Raw genomic sequence first — 20,210 nt, 5'->3', positions numbered from 1 at the left:
GTCCCAAAAGCGGACGCAGAGCGTCCATTGAGGCGTTCCCACGCAGAGCGTGGGAACGATCTCATCGGGTGTGTCAGGGACGACTCACCACTCGGCAAAGCTGCCATCGGCATGGCGCCAGATCGGGTTGCGCCAGCGATGCCCGACCGCCGCGCGCTCGATCACGTATTCCTCGTTGATCTCGATGCCCAACCCCGGGCCGTTCGGAATCTTCACGAAGCCTTTGTCGTAATCGAACACGCGCGGATCCTTCACATAGTCGAGCAAGTCGTTGCTCTCGTTGTAATGGATGCCCAGGCTTTGCTCTTGGATAAACGCGTTGTAACAAACCGCGTCCAGTTGCAAGCACGCCGCCAGCGCAATCGGCCCCAGCGGGCAATGCAGCGCCAGCGCGACGTCGTAGGCTTCGGCCATGTTGGCGATCTTGCGGGTTTCGGTGATGCCACCGGCGTGGGAAGCGTCCGGCTGGATGATGTCGACGTAACCTTCGCTCAACACGCGTTTAAAGTCCCAACGCGAAAACAAGCGCTCGCCGAGGGCAATCGGCGTGCTGGTCAACGGCGCCAGCTCTTTCAGCGCTTCGTAGTTTTCGCTGAGCACCGGCTCTTCGATAAACATCAGTTTGTATGGATCAAGTTCCTTCATCAGCACCTTGGCCATCGGCTTGTGCACGCGGCCATGGAAGTCGACGCCGATACCGACGTTCGGCCCGACCGCGTCACGCACGGCGGCAACGTTGGCCAGTGCCAGATCGACTTTCTCGAAGGAGTCGAGGAATTGCAGCTCTTCGGTGCCGTTCATTTTCACCGCAGTGAAACCACGGCTCACCGCCTCTTTCGCCGCACGCGCGGTGTCGGCCGGACGGTCGCCGCCGATCCACGAATACACACGAATCTTGTCGCGCACCTGGCCGCCGAGCAGATCACTCACCGACACGCCGAGGGCCTTGCCTTTGATGTCCCACAGCGCCTGATCGATGCCGGCCAGCGCACTCATGTGGATCGCGCCGCCACGGTAGAAACCGCCGCGATACAGCACCGTCCAGATGTCTTCGATGTTGCGCGGGTCTTTACCGATCAGGTAGTCGGACAATTCTTCGACAGCGGCGGCAACGGTGTGCGCGCGCCCTTCAACCACAGGCTCGCCCCAACCGGTCACGCCCTCGTCGGTTTCGATCTTGAGGAAGCACCAGCGCGGCGGAACGATGAAGGTGGTGAGTTTGGTGATTTTCATCTCTGCTCTCTTTTGTAAATGCAGCTCTTATTAGATGCAGCGCACGCAGCGCCAGAAAGTCTTAGCGAAGGGCCTTCCATGCGGCCACGTAGGCCTCGGCGTTCTGCGCCACCTGCTGCGGCGTCATGCCCGGTTTGAACAGGCCGGAACCGAGGCCGAAACCTTTCACGCCAGCGTCGATAAACGCCTGCATGTTGTCCGGGGTGATGCCGCCAACCGGCGCCAGCACCGTTCCGGACGGCAACACCGCGAGCCAGGCTTTGACGACCGCCGGCCCCATCTGCTCAGCCGGGAACAACTTGAGAATGTCCGCGCCCTCCGCCAGCGCCGCGAACGCTTCCGTTGGCGTGGCAACACCCGGCGACAGAAACAGCCCCGCCGCTTTTGCTGCGCGTAAAACCTTGGCATCGCTGTGCGGCATGACGATCACTTGGCCGCCGGCCTCTTTCACCAACTCAACCTGTTCCGGCGTCAACACCGTGCCAGCACCGATCAGGCAATCGGCGGGCAAGGTCGTACGCAAAATGCGGATACTTTCGTACGGCGATGGGGAATTTAGCGGTACTTCGATGACGCGAAATCCAGCGGCATACAGGACTTCTCCGACAGCGGCGGCTTCCTGCGGGTGCAGGCCACGCAGAATCGCGATCAGACCGTTTTGCGCCAATGCTTGCTTGAGCATGTCAGGCCTCCAGTCAGGGTTAACGGGATGAGGAATCGATCAATCCGGCGGCCAGCGCCAGCTGCCACAAACCACGCTCGGTGGCCTGCTCGGCCAGCGTCACCTTGGTGAAACCACAGGCGTCGAGGGCACGGCGGTAGCGCGCGCACAGTTGCGCGTTGCCGATGAGGATGATCGAAGGAAGATTCGGGTTGTTGCGGCGTCGGCGTTGAGCGCTGGCCAGTGCGGCCAATTCATGGCCGATCATCAGGCCGGACAGATAATCCGCCTGCGCCGTGGGGCTCAGTTCACCGGTCAGGCCCAGCGTGCGGGCACTGAACAAGGTCGACAGCACGCCGAGTTCGCCGTCCGCCGACTGCGCAATCTGCACACCACGGTCAAATGCCTGAGCATCGAACGTCGCGCTGACTTGCTGGGTGCGGCCAAGGATGCTGTGTTCGCTGAGCACGGCGAACACTTCGCCGGTCATGAACGTGTCGAAACGGGTGATGCAGCCATCGACCACGTCGACCCACTTCGAATGACTGCCCGGCAGACCGATCAACAGATCAGCGCCCGCCTCGACCGGCAGATTCTGCAGAACACCCAGCACTTGGGTTTCTTCGCCGCGCATCACGTTCGGCAAACGCGAACGCTGAATCACGCCCGGCACGATATGCACGACGGTGCCGCGAATGCTGATAACTGTTTGTAGGGAGTTTCCGAGATTGGCGACGTTCGCCGGCGTTTCGCAGTAGGCCGCTTCACGCCAGCCCTGCGCACTGCCGACCATGCCGCAAGCAATCACCGGCAGATCCGGCTGCGCATCGAGCCAGTCGCCGCAGGCTTCATCGAAAGCCAATTCAAAACCATCGGCGCATTCGCGACCGTTGATGATCCGCGGGGTCTTGGGCAACTGCATGATCCCGGACGACAGCGCGCGCTGCTCCAGCACCACACCGTCCGCCGCGAGTTTGTAAGCACGTAATGAGGTCGTCCCCCAATCGAGCGCGATCAATTGCGCCAGCATCGCTTCACCTGTTTTGTTTTTGGCAGTGAGTGCGATGGACTATAGCCCCTCCGAGAACAAAATCTCAATATGTAATTTTGCATCCCATATTATGGGAAACGATTAAAAGAAGTGCAGGCAAAAAAAAGGCGCGATCCAGTCAGGTATCGCGCCATTTTGTTCAACCGCTTGCGTCGCCGGAATCAATAGTTGCCGACTTCTCTCAACACGTCCGCCGAAGGTATTTCCATCGATTCGGAAAAATAGGTCTTGTACGAATACGCGTTGACTCGAACCTTGCAGACAATCGCTTTTTTCTGCTGCAACACCGCTTTCATCTGATCGCTGCTCATCACGCTGTCACTGCTGGCGTCTTTGACTTGGCTGAAGAGCAGATCAGCTTTGAACTCGTTGGCCGATGACTTGCGCTCAATCATCCCCTCGGCATATTGATCGATGCGATGAGCCACCGAAAAATCCGTATCCCCATTCAAAGAACACAGCAGTGTCTGACTGATCCTCGACTTGAACAGGTCGAGCACGTCGACACCGGATTTGAAGCTGACCTGATAAATCCGGGTGTCCTGATAACGCTCCACACCTGAGTAGGTGATTTTCGCGATCGGTTTGCCGTGATTCATCGCACAGGACGTGCACGCCAAAACGACCAGCAGCAACAGTAATCTAGGCACTTTGCGCTCCTGTAAAATGCGAGCAATGAACCGCCGACAATCAAAAAACCGCGTATTCATTGCCCTTCAGCAAACTCACGCAATACCTTGCCGTCCATGCGATACCTCACCCACTCTTCCTGCGGTTGTGCGCCCAAGGATTTGTAGAAGTCGATCGCTGGCGTGTTCCAGTCGAGGACGCTCCATTCGAAACGGCCGCAGTCGTTGTCGCAGGCGATTTTTGCCAGGTGGCGCAGCAGGGTTTTGCCGGCGCCGCCGCCGCGTTGTTCGGGGGTGATGTAGAGGTCTTCGAGGTACAGGCAGTTGCTGCCGAGCCAGGTTGAGTAGCTGAAGAAGAACACGGCGAAACCGATCGGCAAGCCGTCGCGCAGGCAGATCAGACCGTGCGCGGTGGCGCCTTCGCCGAACAGGCTGCGTTCGATGTCGGCGACGCTGGCGATGACTTCGTGGCGGGCCTTTTCGAAATCGGCGAGTTCAGTGATGAAGGCGAGGATTTGCGGGGCATCGCTGGGGGTCGCCGGGCGGATTTCGATCGTCATGGACGGGCCTTGTCGGAAAAGGAAAACGCCATACTAAGGCCGTGGACGCTGCTCGTCACACTCCAAACCTGGTAGAGAACCTTGTGGTGAGGGGATTTATCCCCGATGGGGTGCGCAGCGCCCCCAAAAAAAGGGGCTGCTTCGCAACCCGTCGGGGATAAATCCCCTCACCACAGGGGTACCATGAACGTTAGATCTCCTTAAATCTGCAAGGATGCTTATGAACGATGCTGCTTTTGCACCACTGATTTCACTCGCCGCCGAGCTGCTGCCTTACGCTCTGGAAATATCCGACGACGGCGCGCACGACCTCGCGCATTTGCAGCGGGTCTGGCACAACGTGCGCACTTTGCATGAAGCAGAAGGTGGCGATCTCGAGGTCTTACTCGCGGCCGTGCTGCTGCACGATTGCGTGGCCGTCGAAAAGAACTCGCCGCTGCGTTCACAAGCCTCGCGTCTGGCCGCAGAAAAAGCGTCGTCAGTGCTCGCCGAGCTGAACTGGCCCAGCGATAAAATCGCCAGCGTCGCCCACGCCATCGAAGCGCACAGCTTCTCCGCCAACATCACCCCGCTCACCCTCGAAGCGAAGATCGTCCAGGACGCTGACCGCCTCGATTCGCTGGGCATGCTCGGCGTCGCCCGCACGTTTTATATCGCCGGGCGCATGGGGTCGGCGCTGTATGACCCGCAAGATCCGCAGGCGAAACATCGCGATTACGACGACAAGCGTTTTTGCCTCGACCACTTCCAGACCAAACTGCTGCACCTCGCCGACGGTTTCCAGACTGTCGCCGGCCAGCGTCTGGCGCAGATACGTCATCAGCGTCTGAAGGGTTTCATGGAGCAATTGATGGAAGAAATCGGCATCGTCTGAATGGTTACTCCGGCCTGTGCTGAACCTGACTTCGCCAACCGCGCACCTAACCGACAGGCCCGACGTGTTAAACAGATGACGCTCAATTTACCCGGTCAAGGAACCGCGTCATGTCGCAAGCAACACCCCAGGTGTCAGGCAAGTTGTTCGGCCTGTTCTGCCTCGCCAGTTATCTGTTGTCGCTCTCGTATGGCTCGACGTTTTTGCTGTCGCTGTTGATCGGTTCACGCGGCGGTAATGAACACGATGCCGGCAGCGTAATTTCGGCGGCGATGGTCAGTACGTTTGTCGCGGTGCTGGTGTCCGGGCATTTGTCGGACATGCTCGGTGCGGCGCGGTCGATTGCGCTGTTCGGATTGTTGCTGGTGGCGGCGAGTCTGGGTTTTGCGATGACGCCGGGGTTCGGGCATTTGCTGTTGTTTTTCGGTTTGCTGCTAGGGTTGGGCTGGGGTGTTTTTTACACCTTGGGGCCGATCATTGTTGCCAGTCTGGTAACTCCGGCGCAGCGGGCCAAGTACTTCGCGCTGCTCTCCGGCAGCATGATGACCGGCATCGGCAGCGGCCCGTTACTCGGGCGCGCAGCCAGTGCGCTGGGGTTGCCGGTGACGTCGGCGTTTTATCTGGCGGCATTGGCGAGCCTGATCGGCGTGCTGCTGTTCTGGCGTCTCGGCGCTCGATTGAAAAGCACGCAAGCCACCTCTGCCGCGAGAATCAGTTGGCAAGCGACCCGCCAAGTGCTCAGCTCACGCGCTGTGTTTCCGATCATCATGGTCGGGCTCGGCGGCTGTGTGTTTGGCGGGTTGTCGAGTTTTCAGACCAGTTATGCGGCGGCGCGCTCGCTGGATTATTCGCTGTTCTTCCTCGGTTTCATGAGCGCAGCGATCAGCAGCCGGATGTTGATCGCCGGTTACGTGGTCAAGCGTGATCCGCTGCGCGCTTCGTGTCTGTTGTCCGGGCTGATGCTTGGCTCGATCGTGCTGTTCGCGTTTGGTGTGCACAGCGGGTTCACCTATCTGCTGGCGGCGCTGATGCTTGGCATTGGATATGGCCTGACCTATTCGGTGATCAACGGACTCGCGGCGAACGAAGCACCGACGGGTACCACTTCGCAAGCGCTGCTGCTGTTCAGCCTTTCGTATTTTATCGGCGTGTTTGGCTTTCCATTGCTGGCCGGGAAAATCATCGTTGAACACGGCATGGCGACGTTGTTGCTCACGGTATTGGCGGTGGCTTTGATCAACTGGCTTATCACCTTGGGCCGTCTGCTCTGGCGCCGACTCAACGTAAAAACGGTGGAGGCGATTTAGACCGTTCGTCGTTCATCAGGCACCAATCCGATCACAGGGCAGACCAACGACAGGTAAGGATTCCAATCACTGGAGAAGCCCTATGATCTCGTCAAGGTTGACCGCTTTCGTATTCAGCGCCCTGCTCTGCCCTGCGGTGTTCGCCGCATCCGCCACTGCGGCAGGCACCGGCCCTACCGACCCGACCCCGCCTCGCGCCCCCGCCATTAACAGTGCTCCCGGCATGAACACCGATGGTTCGGGCGTGCCGTTGATCAATCAGCCGCCGGCCACCGGCACTGATCCGCGCACGCAGGGCAGTGACCCGGGTCGTCAGGGCGGCATGAACACCCCCGACGCCCCCGGCATGCCCGACAACGCGGGCACGGGCGTCGGCTCTAAATCCACCACGGGTGGTTCCGGTTCCGAAGGCTCCGGTCAGTAGTTCGCCGACGCGAGCGTCCTATTCAATCCAATGAAGAGGTAACCATGAACGTCGATAAAAACCTGGAAAAAGAAGTCCTCACCCGTCTGCTGCACGCCCACCCGAGTGGTCTGGGCAAGGAGGTGCTGGACAATTACCGGGGCGAGAAAGTCGTGGCCGGCGCCCTCGCCGCTTTGCAGGATCGCGGACTGATTCACCACGGCCATGTGACCTGCAACGAAGCCGGCGAACATTCGCTGAACCTGCCGATCAAGCTCAGCGCGGCCGGGGTTGAAGCGGCGCGAAAGCTGGACAGCTGAGCAATGTGATCGTGTGATCGTGTGATCGTGTGATCGTGTGATCGTGTGATCGTAAATTATGTAGGAGCTGCCGCAGGCTGCGATCTTTTGATTTTGAAGATCAACAGATCGCAGCCTTCGGCAGCTCCTACATGGCAATTCATCTACGGATGCAAGGAGAAATCCCATGCCTCGTGGAAGCAAAGAAAAATACACCGCCGAGCAAAAGCGCAAAGCCGAGCACATCGAAGACAGCTACGAAAATAAGGGCGTGCCGAAGGATGAAGCCGAAGCGCGAGCCTGGGCGACGGTGAACAAACAATCGGGCGGCGGCGACAAGGCCGGCGGTTCCGGGCGCAAGAAACCGGCGAGTGCCAAGTCTGAAGATCGCAAAGAGTCGTCGCGACGAGCAGTGGCCAGTCGCGAGGGACATTCGCGTAACAGCACGGCTTCGCGGGATGCGCAGACGGTTGATAGTTTGATGAAGGAGGCCCGGGCCAAGAAAATTCCGGGGCGGTCTTCGATGCGTAAGCAGCAGTTGATCGAGGCGCTGCGCAAGGCCAGTTGACACATCCCCTGTAGGAGCTGCCTCAGGCTGCGATCTTTTGCCTCTTTCAAGATCAAAAGATCGCAGCCTTCGGCAGCTCCTACAGGGGATTTAGGTGCGACACAGATCCAATGTGTGGAGCGGGTTTGCTCGCGAAAGCTATCTATCAGGCGCCGCCAGACTCGCGGATAAACGCATCCACCTCAGCCGTCCCCGGCGAGGTCGCCGGCCCCCAGCGGGTCACCGCAATGGCCGCCGCCGCATTCGCCCGCCGCGCCGCTTCATGCGCGCTCAAACCCTGCGCCAACCCGGCAACAAACACCCCGGCATGCGCATCGCCAGCGCCATTGCTGTCCACCGCTTTCACAGTAAACCCCGGCACATGCCGACGCTCATCAGCCTGATGAATCCAGCAACCCTGCGGCCCGTCGCGCACCACCATCAACACCTCTTTGGGCAGATGCTCAGCCAGCCGATCCAGCGCCAGCGCAATGTCTTCAGCGCCGGTAAACCGCAGCGCTTCAACGCTGTTGCTCGTCCACACATCAATGCGTGGCAGCAGCGCCTGCATCATCGGCGAATCCGGCGATTCCACCAGCGGGCCCGGATCGAAGACCACGTTGACCGAGCCCGGCAACGCCAGCGTCCAGTCGAGCAACGCCTGTGCCTTGCCTTCGTGAAGCAAGCTGTAACCGCTGAGATAAACGTAATCGCCCGCCTCGGCGGCAACGCTATTCAGATCGTCCTCGGTCACTTCACCCTCAGCGCCGATGTAGGAAATGAAACTGCGCTCAGCCGACGCATCAGTCAGCGCCACACACAAACCGGTGTCGCGCTGCGCACGTTCTTTGATGCCGATATGAATGCCTTCGACAGTCATCGCGTCACGCGCCAAATCGCCGAAACGCCCGGTGCCGTGGCGACCGAGGTACACCACCGGCAAGCCATTACGCACTGCCGCCGCCATTACGTTGAATCCGCCACCCGCTTCGAAACCAGCTGACTGCGCGAGTACGTCGCCGCCAATCTGCGGCAGCTTATCCACGGCCATGACCAGGTCGATGATGACCTGGCCGGTGTGCAACATCTTAGGCATGAGCATTCTCGGTTGGCGCGGCGCGGCGATCTTTCGCCCCGCCGAGGACGAAGTAAATGCCACCGGCGACCACGAAGGTCACGATCCAGCCGAGGCCGTTGTGGCCCAGCCACGAGTCGGACAGGAAGCCTTTGAACCAGACATTTTCGGCGGTGGTGCCGATGGTGGTGAAGCTAAAGCCGAGCACGATGGCAATCGCCCACGCGCCGAACGCACGCCACTCGATGCCGCCGTTGTACCAGTAGGCGCTGCGCGGGCTGACGTCGAGCAAGTCTGTCGGGCTGTAGTAGTGACGGTGAATCAGGTCAACGATGAAGATCCCGACCCACGCGGTGATCGGCACTGCCAGCAAGGAAATGAAGGTGATGAACGGCCCGTAGAAGCTGTCAGCGATCAGCATGAAGTAAATCGAACCGGCGAAGATCGCAACGATATCGACCACCACCGCGTAGACACGTTTGACCTTGAGGCCGAGGGTCAGCGTGGTCAAACCGGCGGAGTACACCGACAGGTTGTTCGACAGCAGCAGGCCACCGAAGGCGGTGATCAGGTAAGGCACGGCCATCCACGTTGGCAGCATGTCGCGGATCGCCACGATCGGGTCAGTCGCCGAAGCCAGGTCGTTGTTGCCCACCGAGAGCAAGCCGCCAAGGGTGATCAACAGCACCAGCGGAATGCCTGCGCCGAATGCTGCCGACGCGACCAAGCGTACGGCTTTGACGCTGCGATGTTGATAGCGCGACATGTCGGCGCCGGCGTTGGCCCAACCGATGCCGGTGCCGGCAGCCATGGTGCCGATGCCGATGATCATTGCGCTCATCGGTGCCGGCGTGGCGTTGAACACCGCGCTCCAGTCGATGGTGGCGCAGAGGAAGCCGCCGACGAGAATGTTCAGCGCGCCGAACACGTAGGTCGCCCACTTCTGAATCACCAGCAACGTCGCGTGACCGAGGCCGGAAACCGACAAGGTCAGCAGGACGAAAATGGCGATGAAAATCAGCGTCAGTACCGGAGCGCTTTTCGCTTCAACCGGCGAGCCAAACAGGATCGAGCACAGCGACAACAGCACGAATGCCGCGGTAGTGGTGTTGACCGTTTCCCAGCCCAGACGCGACATCAGCGAGACCAGCGTCGGGCCGATATTGCCGCGTACGCCGAAGATTGCGCGTGACAGGGTCAGGCTCGGCGCACGGCCACGGCGACCGGCAATCGAGATGATCCCGACCACGGCAAACGAGCCGGCAGCACCGATGATTGCGACGATGATGGCTTGCCAGATCGCCAACCCGCGAAACGCGACCAGCGTGGCGCCCAGCGGCAGACCGAGGATGGAAATGTTGGCGGCGAACCAGACCCAGAACAGTTGCAGCGGATGACCGTTGCACTCGGCTTCCGGCACCGGCTCGATGCCGCGGGTTTCCAGTTGCCCGGCGCTTTGCCCGGCGTTTGATGAACTCATGAAAAATGCTCCTGTTTGCCTTTTTTGTGGTTGTGGCAATGACTCAGAATGACAAGACATCGCGGCCGTCCCGGGCCTGTCTGCGCGATCCATTGCGGGTTAAATATTCGAAATTTGCGGTGTGGCCTTCGCGGGCAAGCCTTGCTCCTACAAAAGCCGCGATAAGCCACTCGTAGGAGCAAGGCTTGCCCGCGAAAGCGTCAGCCCTGTCAGCGCAAAGCCAACAGCCCCTGCACCAACGGCTCTAGCTCCAAATGATTGACGGTCTTCACCGTATCAATCATCTCGACAGGCCAACTCTCAAGACCCAGGCAGGCCCCAAGCATCGCCCCAAGAATCGCCGCGATGGTGTCGGTGTCGCCACCGAGACTGGCGGCCATGCACAGCGCATCAAACGCGCTCATCTCACCGACGGCCACTTGCTGCGCCAGCGCGAACGAGACCACCACCGATTCCTGCGACGCCACCGATGTACCGATCACGTCGTAGAGCAGATCGGCCAGCAACGCGTTGTCACTGTCGACGCTGATGCTGCGCGCCCAACTGATCCGCGAAGCGATACGCCCACCGGCAACCCAGTGACCATGCGCTTCCGCTTGCTGAGCAATTTGCTGACCGAGGTTCAGCGCCTCGCCCAGATCCATGCCGTTGATGCCGGCAGACACCACCGCCGCCACCGCCGCCGCACTGGAAATCCCCAGCGTGGTGTTGTGAGTGACCTGGCAGGCCTGCACCACGGCGCCAATAAAGCGCTCAGGATTGGCGACATCCGCCGCGATCCCCACCGGTGTGATGCGCATCGCCGCGCCATTGGTGGTGCCGTAACGCCCGGCCTCTTCCGGTGAGTGACCGGCGAGGATCATTTCGATAGCGCGTTTGGTCGACGGGCCGAGCAAATCCTGCGAGCCCTTGGCCTGCATCGCGGCTTCCCATTCGATCAAACGTTGCGCGAGGATGGCCGGTTCGATGTGGCCGTTGCCTTCGACCAACAATTCGCCGACCAGAATTGCCTGTTCGGTGTCATCGGTGATCGAGCCTTTGGGCATGTTCGCGGCGATCGGTTGCAGTGGCCCGGCATCTTGCAGATCGGTGATCTGGCCGAAGCGCGCCTCGATGGTTTCGCGGTTCAGCGATTGCGTCGGCATGCCCAGCGCGTCGCCGAGGGCCAGGCCATAGAAAGCGCCGAGGGCACGGTTGAGCGGGGTCATTTTGCTTCTCCAAATTGCAGGTGCAGACGGAAATGCACCGGGTCGAGCAGGCTTTCGACCAGCTCCATAAAACGGTTCTGCCGGTCGTAAGTGGTGCGCAGGGCTTTGAGGAACACCGTGCCTTCCGCGCGGCCGAGCAGTTCGGCGTCTTCGGCATTCAGCGGTTCAGCGCCGATCCATTGATCGCCGCGCTCGCCGACGTAACCGTAGGCGGCCAGGGTGATGGTCAGGGAATTGTCGATCAGACCGACGCGCGGCAGGCTTTCCAGGCCGCCGGTGGCCGGCATCAAAGAACGTTCAAGGGACACCAGCGTGCCTTCGGTGGAACGGCGACGACGGTCGAGGGTGATGAATTGGTCAGTGCCAAAACGCGCGAGCAGATCGGGCCGGGTCACGGCTTCCAGACGCAACACTTCGGTATTGATCATCGCGCCGCTGTCGGCCAGCGCCTGCGCCCAGCCGCTGCGTTGATCGAGGGCGACACCGTCGAAGGTGACGATCGAACCGACCCCGCTTTGCGTAGCGATGTATTTGCGCCGCTTCAGTTCGGCCAGCGCTTCGCGCAGCGTGCCACGGCTGACTTTGAATTCTTGAGCCAACTGATGTTCGCCGGGCAACAGAAAGCCGTCCTCCATGAGGCCGCTTTCGATGCGCCGGACGAGTTCGTCGACCACCCGTTGTTTCTTGTCAAATCGTACCTGTCTAATCATGTACAAAGTGATAACCGAAACGGGTTCGGGCGAGCAAGGGAAATTTAGGGGAAGTGACGGAAGGTTGAAGGTCAAAAGCACCCTCACCCTAGCCCTCTCCCGGAGGGAGAGGGGACTGAATGGGGGATATTGTGGAAGTACGCTGACTTGAAAGTGCGGTGCCGAATCCATAATCGCCGAGGTCTTTTCAGGTCGACGGATTACGCGAGACACCTCGATCGGCCCCCTCTCCCTCCGGGAGAGGGATGGGCGGGCGGCGTTCCGATGAGGGTAGCCTTCGACTCAACGTTGTTTGAGGCGGTCGATGACCACGGCCAGCAGCAGAATCGACCCGCGAATCACGTACTGGTAGAAGGTATCAATATTCTTCAAGTTCATCGCATTCTCAATAATCGCCAAAATCAACACCCCGGCAATCACATGCCGAATCATGCCAATCCCGCCGCTCAGCGACACCCCGCCCAACACGCAAGCTGAAATCACCGTCAGTTCAAACCCCTGACCAATCATCGGCTGCCCCGAGGTCATCCGCGACGCCAGAATCACCCCGGCCAGCGCGCCAATCACGCCATGCACGGCGAAGATAATGATCTTGGTGCGATCAACGTTGACGCCCGCCAGCAGCGCCGCTTCCTGGTTGCCGCCGATGGCCATGGTGTTGCGCCCGTAGGTGGTGTAATTCAGCAGCCAGCCGAAAAACAGAAAGCACACGATCGTGATCAGGATCGGCACCGGCACGCCAAACAACTGGCCGTTACCAAACACGAAGAACGATTCCTGCGACACGCCCACCGCTTTGCCGTTGGCAAAAATGTAAGCCAGACCGCGAACAATCTGCATGGTCGCCAACGTCGTGATCAACGCATTGACCCGCAACTTGGCGATCACAATCCCGTTGATCAGTCCGACAATCAGGCCCATCACCAACGCTGCACTGACACCAAGAAACACGCTGTTGGTGTCGCGCATCACCACCGCCGCGACCACGCCGGCGCAGGCAATCACCGAGCCCACCGACAAGTCGAAATGCCCCGACGCCAGGCAGTACAACATCGTGCACGCGGCGATCCCGGTGGTGGAAATCGCCAGGCCCAGACCACGCATGTTCAGCGGCGAAAGGAAGTTGTCGATCAGCAGCGTACAGGCAACAAAAATGCCCACCGCCGCCAGCAACATGACCCAGTCATCAAGGAAGCGGCGCATGTCCAGCGGTTTGCGCTCTTTGGGCAGGGTTTCGTTTTGGGTTGTCATCATAGTCACCTCTCAGTTCGCCACGCCGTCAGCGCGGTGGCGCGGCAAAGCCAGTTGCAGCAGGTTGGATTCGTTAGCCTGGTCGCGGCTGATTTCGCCGCGCAGGGCGCCTTCGCAGAGCACCAGAATGCGGTCGGAAATGCCCATCACTTCCATCAGGTCGCTGGACACCACGATCACCGAAATGCCCTCGGCGGCGAGGTTGTGGATGATCTGGTAGATCTCCGCTTTGGCGCCGATGTCGATGCCGCGCGTTGGTTCGTCGAGCAGCAGAACTTTCATCGGCATCGACAGCCAGCGGCCAAGAATGGCTTTCTGCTGATTGCCGCCGGAAAGGAATTTGATCTGCTGACCGGCGTGCGGCGTTTTCACTTTCAGCGCTTTGATCTGTTTGTCAGCGTTGCCCTTTTCCCACAAGCCGCGAATCAGGCAACCGAGCCCCGAATGCGCGCCGCGCGCACTGATGTTGATGTTCTCGGCGACGCTGGCCAGCGGGATGATGCCTTCCTTTTTGCGATCTTCCGGGCAGAGCAAAATCCCGGCGGCAATCGCGTCGCGCGGTGAGCGCAGTTTCAATTCGTGACCGCGCAGTTCGAGGCGTCCGGCGGTGTTGCGCTCAAGGCCGCTGAGCAGGCGAAACAGCTCGGTGCGCCCTGCCCCGACCAATCCAAACAAGCCAAGGATTTCACCCTTGTGCGCCTCGAAACTGATCGGCTCACGCAGACCCGGGCCGAGCAAACCGTCGACCTTCAGCGCGACAGCGCCGCGTGGACGATGGCGATAATCGTAGATGTCCTGGATGTCGCGACCGACCATGCAGGTCACCAGTTGATCGTGGGTCAACTGGCTCATGTCCTCAAAGGTGCGCACGTAGCGACCGTCCTTGAACACCGTGACCGCGTCGCAGATGCGGAACACTTCTTCCATCCGGTGCGAGACATAGAGCACGACTTTGCCCTCGTCGCGCAAGCGGCCGATGATCGCCATCAAGCGGTCGATCTCACGGGCCGAGAGGCTGCTGGTCGGCTCGTCGAAGGCAATGACATGCGCGCCGCGTGACAGGGCTTTGGCGATTTCTACCAGTTGCCGTTGGCCGAGTGACAGGCGTCCGACTTTGGTCTGCGGATCGATTTCGTCGGCCAGGCCTTTGAGGCAATTCAACGCTTGCTGACGCAGCGCGCCGCGATTGATCAAACCGAAACTCGCCGGCAGATGGCCGAGAAACAGGTTTTCGGCGACGGTCATTTCCGGCACCAGATGCAGTTCTTGGTGAATTACCGCGACGCCGCTGCCGATGCTGTCAGCGGTCGACCTGAACGCCATGGTCTGCTCGCCGATCTGCAACTCGCCGCTGCTCGGAATGTAAGCGCCCCCGAGAATTTTCAGCAGGGTCGATTTGCCGGCGCCGTTCTCGCCCATCAAGGCATGAACCTGCCCCGGATGCGCGACGAAGCTGATGGCGTCCAGCGCCTTCACACCGGGAAAGGTTTTGCCGATCCCGTTGAAGCGCAGGCTGCCGCTGGAGCTGTGTTGTTGTGTCTGTACTTGCGCGTGCATAAAGCCACCTCTTCACACCGAAAAACGGCCCGGCTGCCCGGGCCGTCGCTGCATCAGTTCCACAAGCCGATTTTTTCCAGCTCTTGCTTGAAGTTTTCGCGGGTGATCAGGGTGACGTCGTCCATGGCGGTGTACTTCGGCGGTTCTTTGCCGGTGGTGACCCACTCGTACATCATCTCGGCGGTTTTGTAGCCTTCGATGTGCGGGCTTGGCAGCATCGAACCGAAGAAACCGCTGTTAGGCTTTTTCAATTCGCCGATGGCGTCGGTGCCGTTGATGCCGATGCCAATCACGTTGGTCGCGGCAAAACCGGCCGCTTCAGTGGCGCGCACGCCGCCAAGCACGGTGTTGTCGTTCATGCCGCCAATGATCAGGTTTTTCGCTGCGCTCGGCAGTTTCACCAGCGCCGAGTTGGTGGCGTCCATGCTGCCCGGTACGTCGAGGGTTTTCAGCGCGGCGAAGAGGATGTGATCCTTCGGCATGCCGGCGTCTTCAAGGGATTTCACCGAGCCGTCGGTGCGCTTCTTGCCGGTGTCGAGTTCGTTGTAGGTGTTGACCACCGCGTAGGTGTCTTTCCAGTCCCAGTTGCGTTTTTTCGCTTCGGCGACCATCGCGTTGCCCTGCTTCTGGCCGACTTCGAACGCGGCCATGCCGAGGTACGGCACGTCTTCCATGAACTTGCCGTTGGCGTCGACAAAACGGTCGTCGACGGCAATCACTTTCAGGTCGTTGAGTTTGGCTTTGGCCATGATCGCCGGGCCGAGCGACACGTCCGGCGGGCAGATCACGAAGCCCTTGGCACCGTTGGCGGCGAGGCTGTCGATGGCCGAGAGGGTTTTCTCGCCATCCGGCACGGCGATTTTGATCAGTTCAAAGCCCTTGTCCTTGGCGGCTTTCTCGGCGAAAGCCCACTCGGTCTGGAACCACGGCTCTTCCGCCTGTTTGACCAGAAAACCGATTTTCACGGTGTCGGCAGCGAGCAGCGAACTGCTCAGGCTGAATGCAGTGACCGCCAGGGCGGTAGTGCACAGGGTACGAATCCCGAAACGACGTTTCATAAGCTGACTCCTTGTTATTTTTTTTGAGCAATGTTTGAAAAGCGTTAAAGCGTGTTCCTGCAAAGCCTGTTGAAAATAGTCATATCGTATGATGATTGGATTTCACCCGGATCTATCCGCGTGAAAGCCGCTGCGCTCAGTCGTGGTACATCACCGAGCGGCCACCATCGATGGTGATGCATGACGCGTTGATAAAAGGGGCTTCGTCGCTGGCCAGAAACACAGCGGTCATCGCCACTTCCAGTGGCTGACCAATACGTTTCGGCGGGTGCAGATCGAAGGCGCGCTGACGTTCGGCGTGCGGATCGGCGAAACCGTTCCAGTAATCAACATTCAATTGGGTTTCGATGTAGCCCGGCGCGATGGCGTTGACGCGAATGCCTTTCGCCGCGTATTCGATGCCGAGGGCGCGGGTCAGCCCAAGCAAACCATGTTTGGCCACCGGGTACGGGAAGCAGCCGGGAATGATGTGGCTGGAATGGGTCGAGGCGATGTTGATGATGCTGCCAACGCCCTGCTCGATCATCTGCGGCAGCACGGCTTTGCAGCCGAACCAGGCACCATCGAGGTCGATGGCGAAGCAGCGATGCCAGTCTTCATCGGTCATTTCCAGCGGATCACGAAACACGTTGACCCCGGCGCAGTTGACCAGCACGTCGATACGCCCGTGCAATTCAACGGCGCGTTTGGCCATCGCGTGCAGATCGTGCTGGCGCGACACATCGGCCTTGAGCGCCTGCACGTCACAGCCCTGCTCGCGCCAGTGGGCGGCAACCTTCTCAACCTTTTCGGCCTGAATATCGCTGATCAGCAGTTTCGCTTGCTGCGAAGCAAACGCAGCAACGATCGCTTCACCGATGCCTTGCGCAGCGCCGGTCAGCAAGACCACTTTGTCTTTCAGACGCTCGCCCTTCGGCGGTGCAGGCACCGGCGGCAGGGAAAGGGGTTCAGCCATGGATCTCGACTCCTGTTTCGCAAGCACAAAAAAACCGGACAGCTGACGATGTCCGGTTCGGAAGGCGTTTGAAACAAAACAGGCAAGCGTCGCTGACGGCATGTGGCCGTTGCGAGACGCGGACTCCGCGTGGGAGTGCGATGGAAATTCGCTGCATCACTTCACCTGTTTTGTTCTTTTTAAGTGTGAGTGCGTGTTACTGCTGGAGCCGACTATAAACCCGTCGGCCAAATAATCTCAATATATAATTTTGCATCCCATATTTTGGGATTCAACCAGCAAAGCGGGTACAGAGTTTTCCCGGTACATCAACGCGCATCGACAGCACTGCACCGTCCAGAGGATGCTTGTGCGGGCTCTGGGCGCTGGTGATGTACAGGGTTTTCAGGTCATCGCCACCGAACACGCAACTGGTCGGGCGGCTGACAGGCAACTCGATTTTGCGCTCGACTTTGCCTTCAGGCGTCAGGCGCAGCAGGCAGCTGCCATCCCAACGGGCATTCCACACGTAACCTTCGGCGTCCATCGCCGAACCGTCCGGGCCGCCCTGTTGGTCGGGGCCGTACCAGATTTCGGCGGCACCGAGATGGCCGTCCGTTTGAATGAAATAGCGATGGAGCGTGCTGTCCATGCTGTCGCCGAACAGAACTGTGGTGCCGTCGTCACTCCACAGCAGCGTGTTGGGAATGCCCAAACCGCGCAGCAATGGCGTGACGCGTTGATCCGCATCGACGCGGAACAGGCCACCGGAGCGGCGAGTGATCGGCAGGTCTTCGCCATTTTCGCCGATGTTGTTTTGCATGGTGCCGAGCCACAGACGGCCTTGGCCATCGCAACGCGCTTCGTTGGGCCGATTGCCGGGTTGCGGGTCGGCGACGCAGAACAGGGTCAGGTGTGGTTCGAGGCCAGGGGAATCGAGGTCGAGGCGATAGACGCCACTGCTGAGCGTGACCAGCGCATCGCCGCTGGCGCAGGGGATGAACGCGGAAACGTGCTCGGGCATCTGCCAGATTTGTACGTTCTGGCCGATCAGGCGCAGGGCCTGTTTGCCGGCGATGTCGACCCAGTACAACGCTTGGGTCGGCGCGTCCCAGAACGGGCCTTCACCGAGTTGGGCGCGGTGTTGGGTCAGGGCGGTGCACGGCATATCAACTCCTTCTTTGTTGTTGTTTTACTGTGGGAGCGAGCTTGCTCGCGAAGGCGTCGTGTCAGTCGATGACTGATGTATCTGACTTGACGCATTCGCGAGCAAGCTCGCTCCCACAGGGGATATGGGTGTGTTCAGCTGGCTTTTTTGTCGGCTATGACTTTCGGGTAAAAACGCTTGATCGCCAGATCGGCGTTATCGATCAAAGTCATGCACGCCCACACACCGCGCGCGGAATCCCGAGCGGCAATGGCATCGGCCATGTCTTTGTGGATCGGTAATGTGCGGCGCAGTTCATCGGGATCGGCGGCAGACACTTCAAACGACACCGCCAACAACGCGCCGAGCGCCGGCACCATTTGTTCGATGAATTGATTGTGACTGGCCGCGAGGATGCATTCGTGAAAGACCTGATCGGCGCGGTTGTAATCGATGCCGCTGTCGACCGCGCGCTCGAGGGCGTTGTAGGCCAGTTGAACGGCTTCGATCTGTTCGAAGGTGGCGCGCTCGCAGGCCCAGCGTACGGCCATCGGTTCTATCGTGCGGCGCAGATCAAGCAGGTCATCGACGAAGTTTTCCGGCAAGCCGTTGCGCGACAGCCAACCGACGACTTGCGGATCGAACAGATTCCAGCGCCGAACCGGCAGCACGCGGGTGCCGACTTTCGGCCCGACTTCGAGCATGCCTTTGGCGACGAGGGTTTTGATCGCTTCGCGGATCACCGTGCGACTGACGCCGAGCTGCTCACCCAGATCCGCCTCGACCTTGATGGTCTGCCCAGGTTTGACCTGGCCGGCGGCGATCCAGCTGCCGAGCCAGTCAACCGTGGATGCGTGGAAGCTGCTGGACATGAACACCTCAAAGCGGAGTGCGATGGGTGGTAAAGCTAATCATCATATGATTGGGTGTCAACGACAAAAAAGATCGCAGCCTTCGGCAGCTCCTACAGATGTATGGCCTGTAGGAGCTGCCGCAGGCTGCGATCTTCTAAGGTTCGAGGACGATGCGGAAGAACTCGCCGCCGCTCCACACGCCCAGCCAGCGCTGGCCATCGATTTCGCGGCTGACCGCCAGTTCCACCAGTTGGTAAAACACATTACGGTGAATCAGCGCTTCAAGGTTCGTGCGCACATGCACATAAGGCGCAGGCTCTTGCGTTGCCGGATCAATCTCAACCCGAATCGGATGCTCAGGCCCAGCCTCAGCCGTTTCATCCACGTTGGTGGTAAAACGCAAGAGCTGCGCTTCACCCTCGCCTTCCACCTCAACGGAAATCGCCACAAACGGCGCGTCGTCGACCTTGATCCCGACCTTCTCGACCGGAGTAATCAGGAAATAATCATCGCCATCGCGGCGCATGATCGTCGAGAACAGTTTGACCATCGGCTTGCGCCCGATCGGCGTGCCCAGGTAATACCAGGTGCCGTCGCGGGCGATGCGCATGTCGATGTCGCCGCAGAAGTCCGGGTTCCACAAGTGCACCGGCGGCAAGCCTTTGGTTTTGGGGATTTGTCCCAACAGGTCATTGGCTTTTTGCGGGCCACTCATGGCGTTCTCCTTGAATTTATTGGTCGCCGATCCCCAACAGGCTGCGCGCGTACTGTGCCAGCGGCGGGCCAATGAGGTCTTCGGGTTTATTGTCGTGGAACGTCAGTAAACCGCCACGACTTTTGATGCGTGCAGTATCAATCAAATACTGGGTGCTGGTCTCGATCAACATGATCTGAATCACGCCACCGTCGATGCCGAGACGGTCGACCGCTTCTTCATCGAGCCACTCATCAGAGTTACCAATGCGGTCATCAGCCTTGGCGAAACGCGTGTACAGCAGGTAATGAGCACCGGCATCGCGTGCTTCGCCCATCGCTTGATCGAGGCCTTCCGGAGCGCGAGCGCGGCGCACCATCGGGAAGTATTCGACGAAACCCTTGAAGGCTTCCTCGGCGACCACGTTTGGACGCGGGTAAGAACCGCCCGGCGGGGCGAACGCGCCTTGGGCGATGTAGATGAACGAATCAGGCTGAATGCGGAAGTTGTTCACGCGACGGCTGTCGCTGTGATCGAGCAAACCGGCGTCGCTCATCTGGTAGCGAGTGCCTTCGGCCATATCGCTGACAGTCATACAGCCGCCAAGCGCCAAAACGGCCAGCAGCAAAACCAGGCTACGCATCCTATTCCTCCAGAGGCCGGTGACGGAAAACCGGC

Annotated in this window: 22 protein-coding genes; 5 read left to right on the top strand and 17 right to left on the bottom strand. The window is 59.8% G+C overall.

What is annotated here, in order from left to right; all coding sequences use genetic code 11:
- Nucleotides 1-84 precede the first annotated feature (84 nt).
- From dgoD to GVL50_RS01540, 5 genes are all read right to left on the bottom strand, one after another.
- Nucleotides 85-1,233, bottom strand: coding sequence for a galactonate dehydratase (gene dgoD, locus GVL50_RS01560; protein WP_030131992.1), 1,149 nt, complete (start codon nucleotides 1,231-1,233; stop codon nucleotides 85-87).
- 61 nt (nucleotides 1,234-1,294) lie between these two features.
- On the bottom strand, nucleotides 1,295-1,915 hold the full coding sequence (locus GVL50_RS01555) for a 2-dehydro-3-deoxy-6-phosphogalactonate aldolase (RefSeq protein WP_159811515.1): 621 nt from the start codon (nucleotides 1,913-1,915) through the stop codon (nucleotides 1,295-1,297).
- A gap of 19 nt (nucleotides 1,916-1,934) precedes the next feature.
- Complete coding sequence (locus GVL50_RS01550; protein ID WP_159811514.1) at nucleotides 1,935-2,924, bottom strand: 2-dehydro-3-deoxygalactonokinase; 990 nt, start codon at nucleotides 2,922-2,924, stop codon at nucleotides 1,935-1,937.
- 182 nt (nucleotides 2,925-3,106) lie between these two features.
- Complete coding sequence (locus GVL50_RS01545) at nucleotides 3,107-3,595, bottom strand: hypothetical protein (protein WP_159811513.1); 489 nt, start codon at nucleotides 3,593-3,595, stop codon at nucleotides 3,107-3,109.
- A 56-nt stretch (nucleotides 3,596-3,651) separates the two neighbouring features.
- Complete coding sequence (locus tag GVL50_RS01540; protein WP_159811512.1) at nucleotides 3,652-4,134, bottom strand: GNAT family N-acetyltransferase; 483 nt, start codon at nucleotides 4,132-4,134, stop codon at nucleotides 3,652-3,654.
- 220 nt (nucleotides 4,135-4,354) lie between these two features.
- Between GVL50_RS01540 and GVL50_RS01535 the strand changes: the two genes are divergently transcribed.
- The 5 genes from GVL50_RS01535 to GVL50_RS01515 all read left to right on the top strand — a co-directional run bounded on the left by GVL50_RS01535 (nucleotide 4,355) and on the right by GVL50_RS01515 (nucleotide 7,585).
- Nucleotides 4,355-5,008 (top strand): HD domain-containing protein, encoded by a 654-nt coding sequence (locus GVL50_RS01535; protein ID WP_159811511.1) that lies wholly within the window; start codon nucleotides 4,355-4,357, stop codon nucleotides 5,006-5,008.
- Nucleotides 5,009-5,118: 110 nt separating this feature from the next.
- Complete coding sequence (locus GVL50_RS01530) at nucleotides 5,119-6,315, top strand: MFS transporter (protein ID WP_159811510.1); 1,197 nt, start codon at nucleotides 5,119-5,121, stop codon at nucleotides 6,313-6,315.
- A gap of 82 nt (nucleotides 6,316-6,397) precedes the next feature.
- Nucleotides 6,398-6,739 carry a hypothetical protein gene (locus tag GVL50_RS01525; protein ID WP_159811509.1) on the top strand — a complete coding sequence of 114 codons (342 nt, stop codon included), beginning with the start codon at nucleotides 6,398-6,400 and terminating at the stop codon, nucleotides 6,737-6,739.
- Nucleotides 6,740-6,783: 44 nt separating this feature from the next.
- Nucleotides 6,784-7,038: a hypothetical protein gene (locus GVL50_RS01520; protein WP_053122559.1), complete on the top strand. Its 255-nt coding sequence runs from the start codon at nucleotides 6,784-6,786 to the stop codon at nucleotides 7,036-7,038.
- 166 nt (nucleotides 7,039-7,204) lie between these two features.
- Nucleotides 7,205-7,585 carry a Rho termination factor N-terminal domain-containing protein gene (locus GVL50_RS01515; RefSeq protein WP_159811508.1) on the top strand — a complete coding sequence of 127 codons (381 nt, stop codon included), beginning with the start codon at nucleotides 7,205-7,207 and terminating at the stop codon, nucleotides 7,583-7,585.
- Nucleotides 7,586-7,730: 145 nt separating this feature from the next.
- Here the strand turns inward: GVL50_RS01515 and GVL50_RS01510 are convergent, their stop codons facing one another.
- The 12 genes from GVL50_RS01510 to GVL50_RS01455 all read right to left on the bottom strand — a co-directional run bounded on the left by GVL50_RS01510 (nucleotide 7,731) and on the right by GVL50_RS01455 (nucleotide 20,175).
- The gene (locus tag GVL50_RS01510) at nucleotides 7,731-8,660 is read right to left on the bottom strand and encodes a PfkB family carbohydrate kinase (protein ID WP_159811507.1); all 930 of its coding nucleotides are present in this window, start codon (nucleotides 8,658-8,660) and stop codon (nucleotides 7,731-7,733) included.
- Nucleotides 8,653-10,119: a cytosine permease gene (locus GVL50_RS01505; protein ID WP_053122564.1), complete on the bottom strand. Its 1,467-nt coding sequence runs from the start codon at nucleotides 10,117-10,119 to the stop codon at nucleotides 8,653-8,655. Before GVL50_RS01505 ends, GVL50_RS01510 begins: the two co-directional genes overlap by 8 nt.
- Nucleotides 10,120-10,328: 209 nt before the next feature.
- Nucleotides 10,329-11,327 carry an ADP-ribosylglycohydrolase family protein gene (locus GVL50_RS01500; protein ID WP_159811506.1) on the bottom strand — a complete coding sequence of 333 codons (999 nt, stop codon included), beginning with the start codon at nucleotides 11,325-11,327 and terminating at the stop codon, nucleotides 10,329-10,331.
- Complete coding sequence (locus GVL50_RS01495) at nucleotides 11,324-12,037, bottom strand: GntR family transcriptional regulator (protein ID WP_159811505.1); 714 nt, start codon at nucleotides 12,035-12,037, stop codon at nucleotides 11,324-11,326. Before GVL50_RS01495 ends, GVL50_RS01500 begins: the two co-directional genes overlap by 4 nt.
- A gap of 282 nt (nucleotides 12,038-12,319) precedes the next feature.
- Nucleotides 12,320-13,288, bottom strand: a complete 969-nt coding sequence (gene araH, locus GVL50_RS01490; protein WP_026000669.1) for an L-arabinose ABC transporter permease AraH — start codon at nucleotides 13,286-13,288, stop codon at nucleotides 12,320-12,322.
- Between the two features lie 12 nt (nucleotides 13,289-13,300).
- On the bottom strand, nucleotides 13,301-14,845 hold the full coding sequence (gene araG, locus GVL50_RS01485; RefSeq protein ID WP_008087259.1) for an L-arabinose ABC transporter ATP-binding protein AraG: 1,545 nt from the start codon (nucleotides 14,843-14,845) through the stop codon (nucleotides 13,301-13,303).
- 53 nt (nucleotides 14,846-14,898) lie between these two features.
- Nucleotides 14,899-15,903, bottom strand: coding sequence for a substrate-binding domain-containing protein (locus GVL50_RS01480; RefSeq protein WP_008087257.1), 1,005 nt, complete (start codon nucleotides 15,901-15,903; stop codon nucleotides 14,899-14,901).
- 136 nt (nucleotides 15,904-16,039) lie between these two features.
- Nucleotides 16,040-16,858 (bottom strand): SDR family oxidoreductase, encoded by an 819-nt coding sequence (locus GVL50_RS01475; protein WP_159811504.1) that lies wholly within the window; start codon nucleotides 16,856-16,858, stop codon nucleotides 16,040-16,042.
- 271 nt (nucleotides 16,859-17,129) lie between these two features.
- Nucleotides 17,130-18,005, bottom strand: a complete 876-nt coding sequence (locus GVL50_RS01470) for an SMP-30/gluconolactonase/LRE family protein (RefSeq protein WP_159811503.1) — start codon at nucleotides 18,003-18,005, stop codon at nucleotides 17,130-17,132.
- Nucleotides 18,006-18,139: 134 nt separating this feature from the next.
- The gene (locus tag GVL50_RS01465; protein ID WP_159811502.1) at nucleotides 18,140-18,856 is read right to left on the bottom strand and encodes a FadR/GntR family transcriptional regulator; all 717 of its coding nucleotides are present in this window, start codon (nucleotides 18,854-18,856) and stop codon (nucleotides 18,140-18,142) included.
- Nucleotides 18,857-18,992: 136 nt separating this feature from the next.
- Nucleotides 18,993-19,553: a DUF1285 domain-containing protein gene (locus GVL50_RS01460; protein WP_159811501.1), complete on the bottom strand. Its 561-nt coding sequence runs from the start codon at nucleotides 19,551-19,553 to the stop codon at nucleotides 18,993-18,995.
- 16 nt (nucleotides 19,554-19,569) lie between these two features.
- Nucleotides 19,570-20,175 (bottom strand): DUF4823 domain-containing protein, encoded by a 606-nt coding sequence (locus GVL50_RS01455; protein ID WP_053122582.1) that lies wholly within the window; start codon nucleotides 20,173-20,175, stop codon nucleotides 19,570-19,572.
- Nucleotides 20,176-20,210: the final 35 nt, after the last annotated feature.

The sequence above is a fragment of the Pseudomonas sp. 18058 genome (assembly GCF_902706155.1).
In the GTDB taxonomy this organism is placed as follows: domain Bacteria; phylum Pseudomonadota; class Gammaproteobacteria; order Pseudomonadales; family Pseudomonadaceae; genus Aquipseudomonas; species Aquipseudomonas rustica.
Note: the sequence above shows the minus strand (reverse complement) of the source record. Positions and strands in the feature narration are given on the sequence as shown.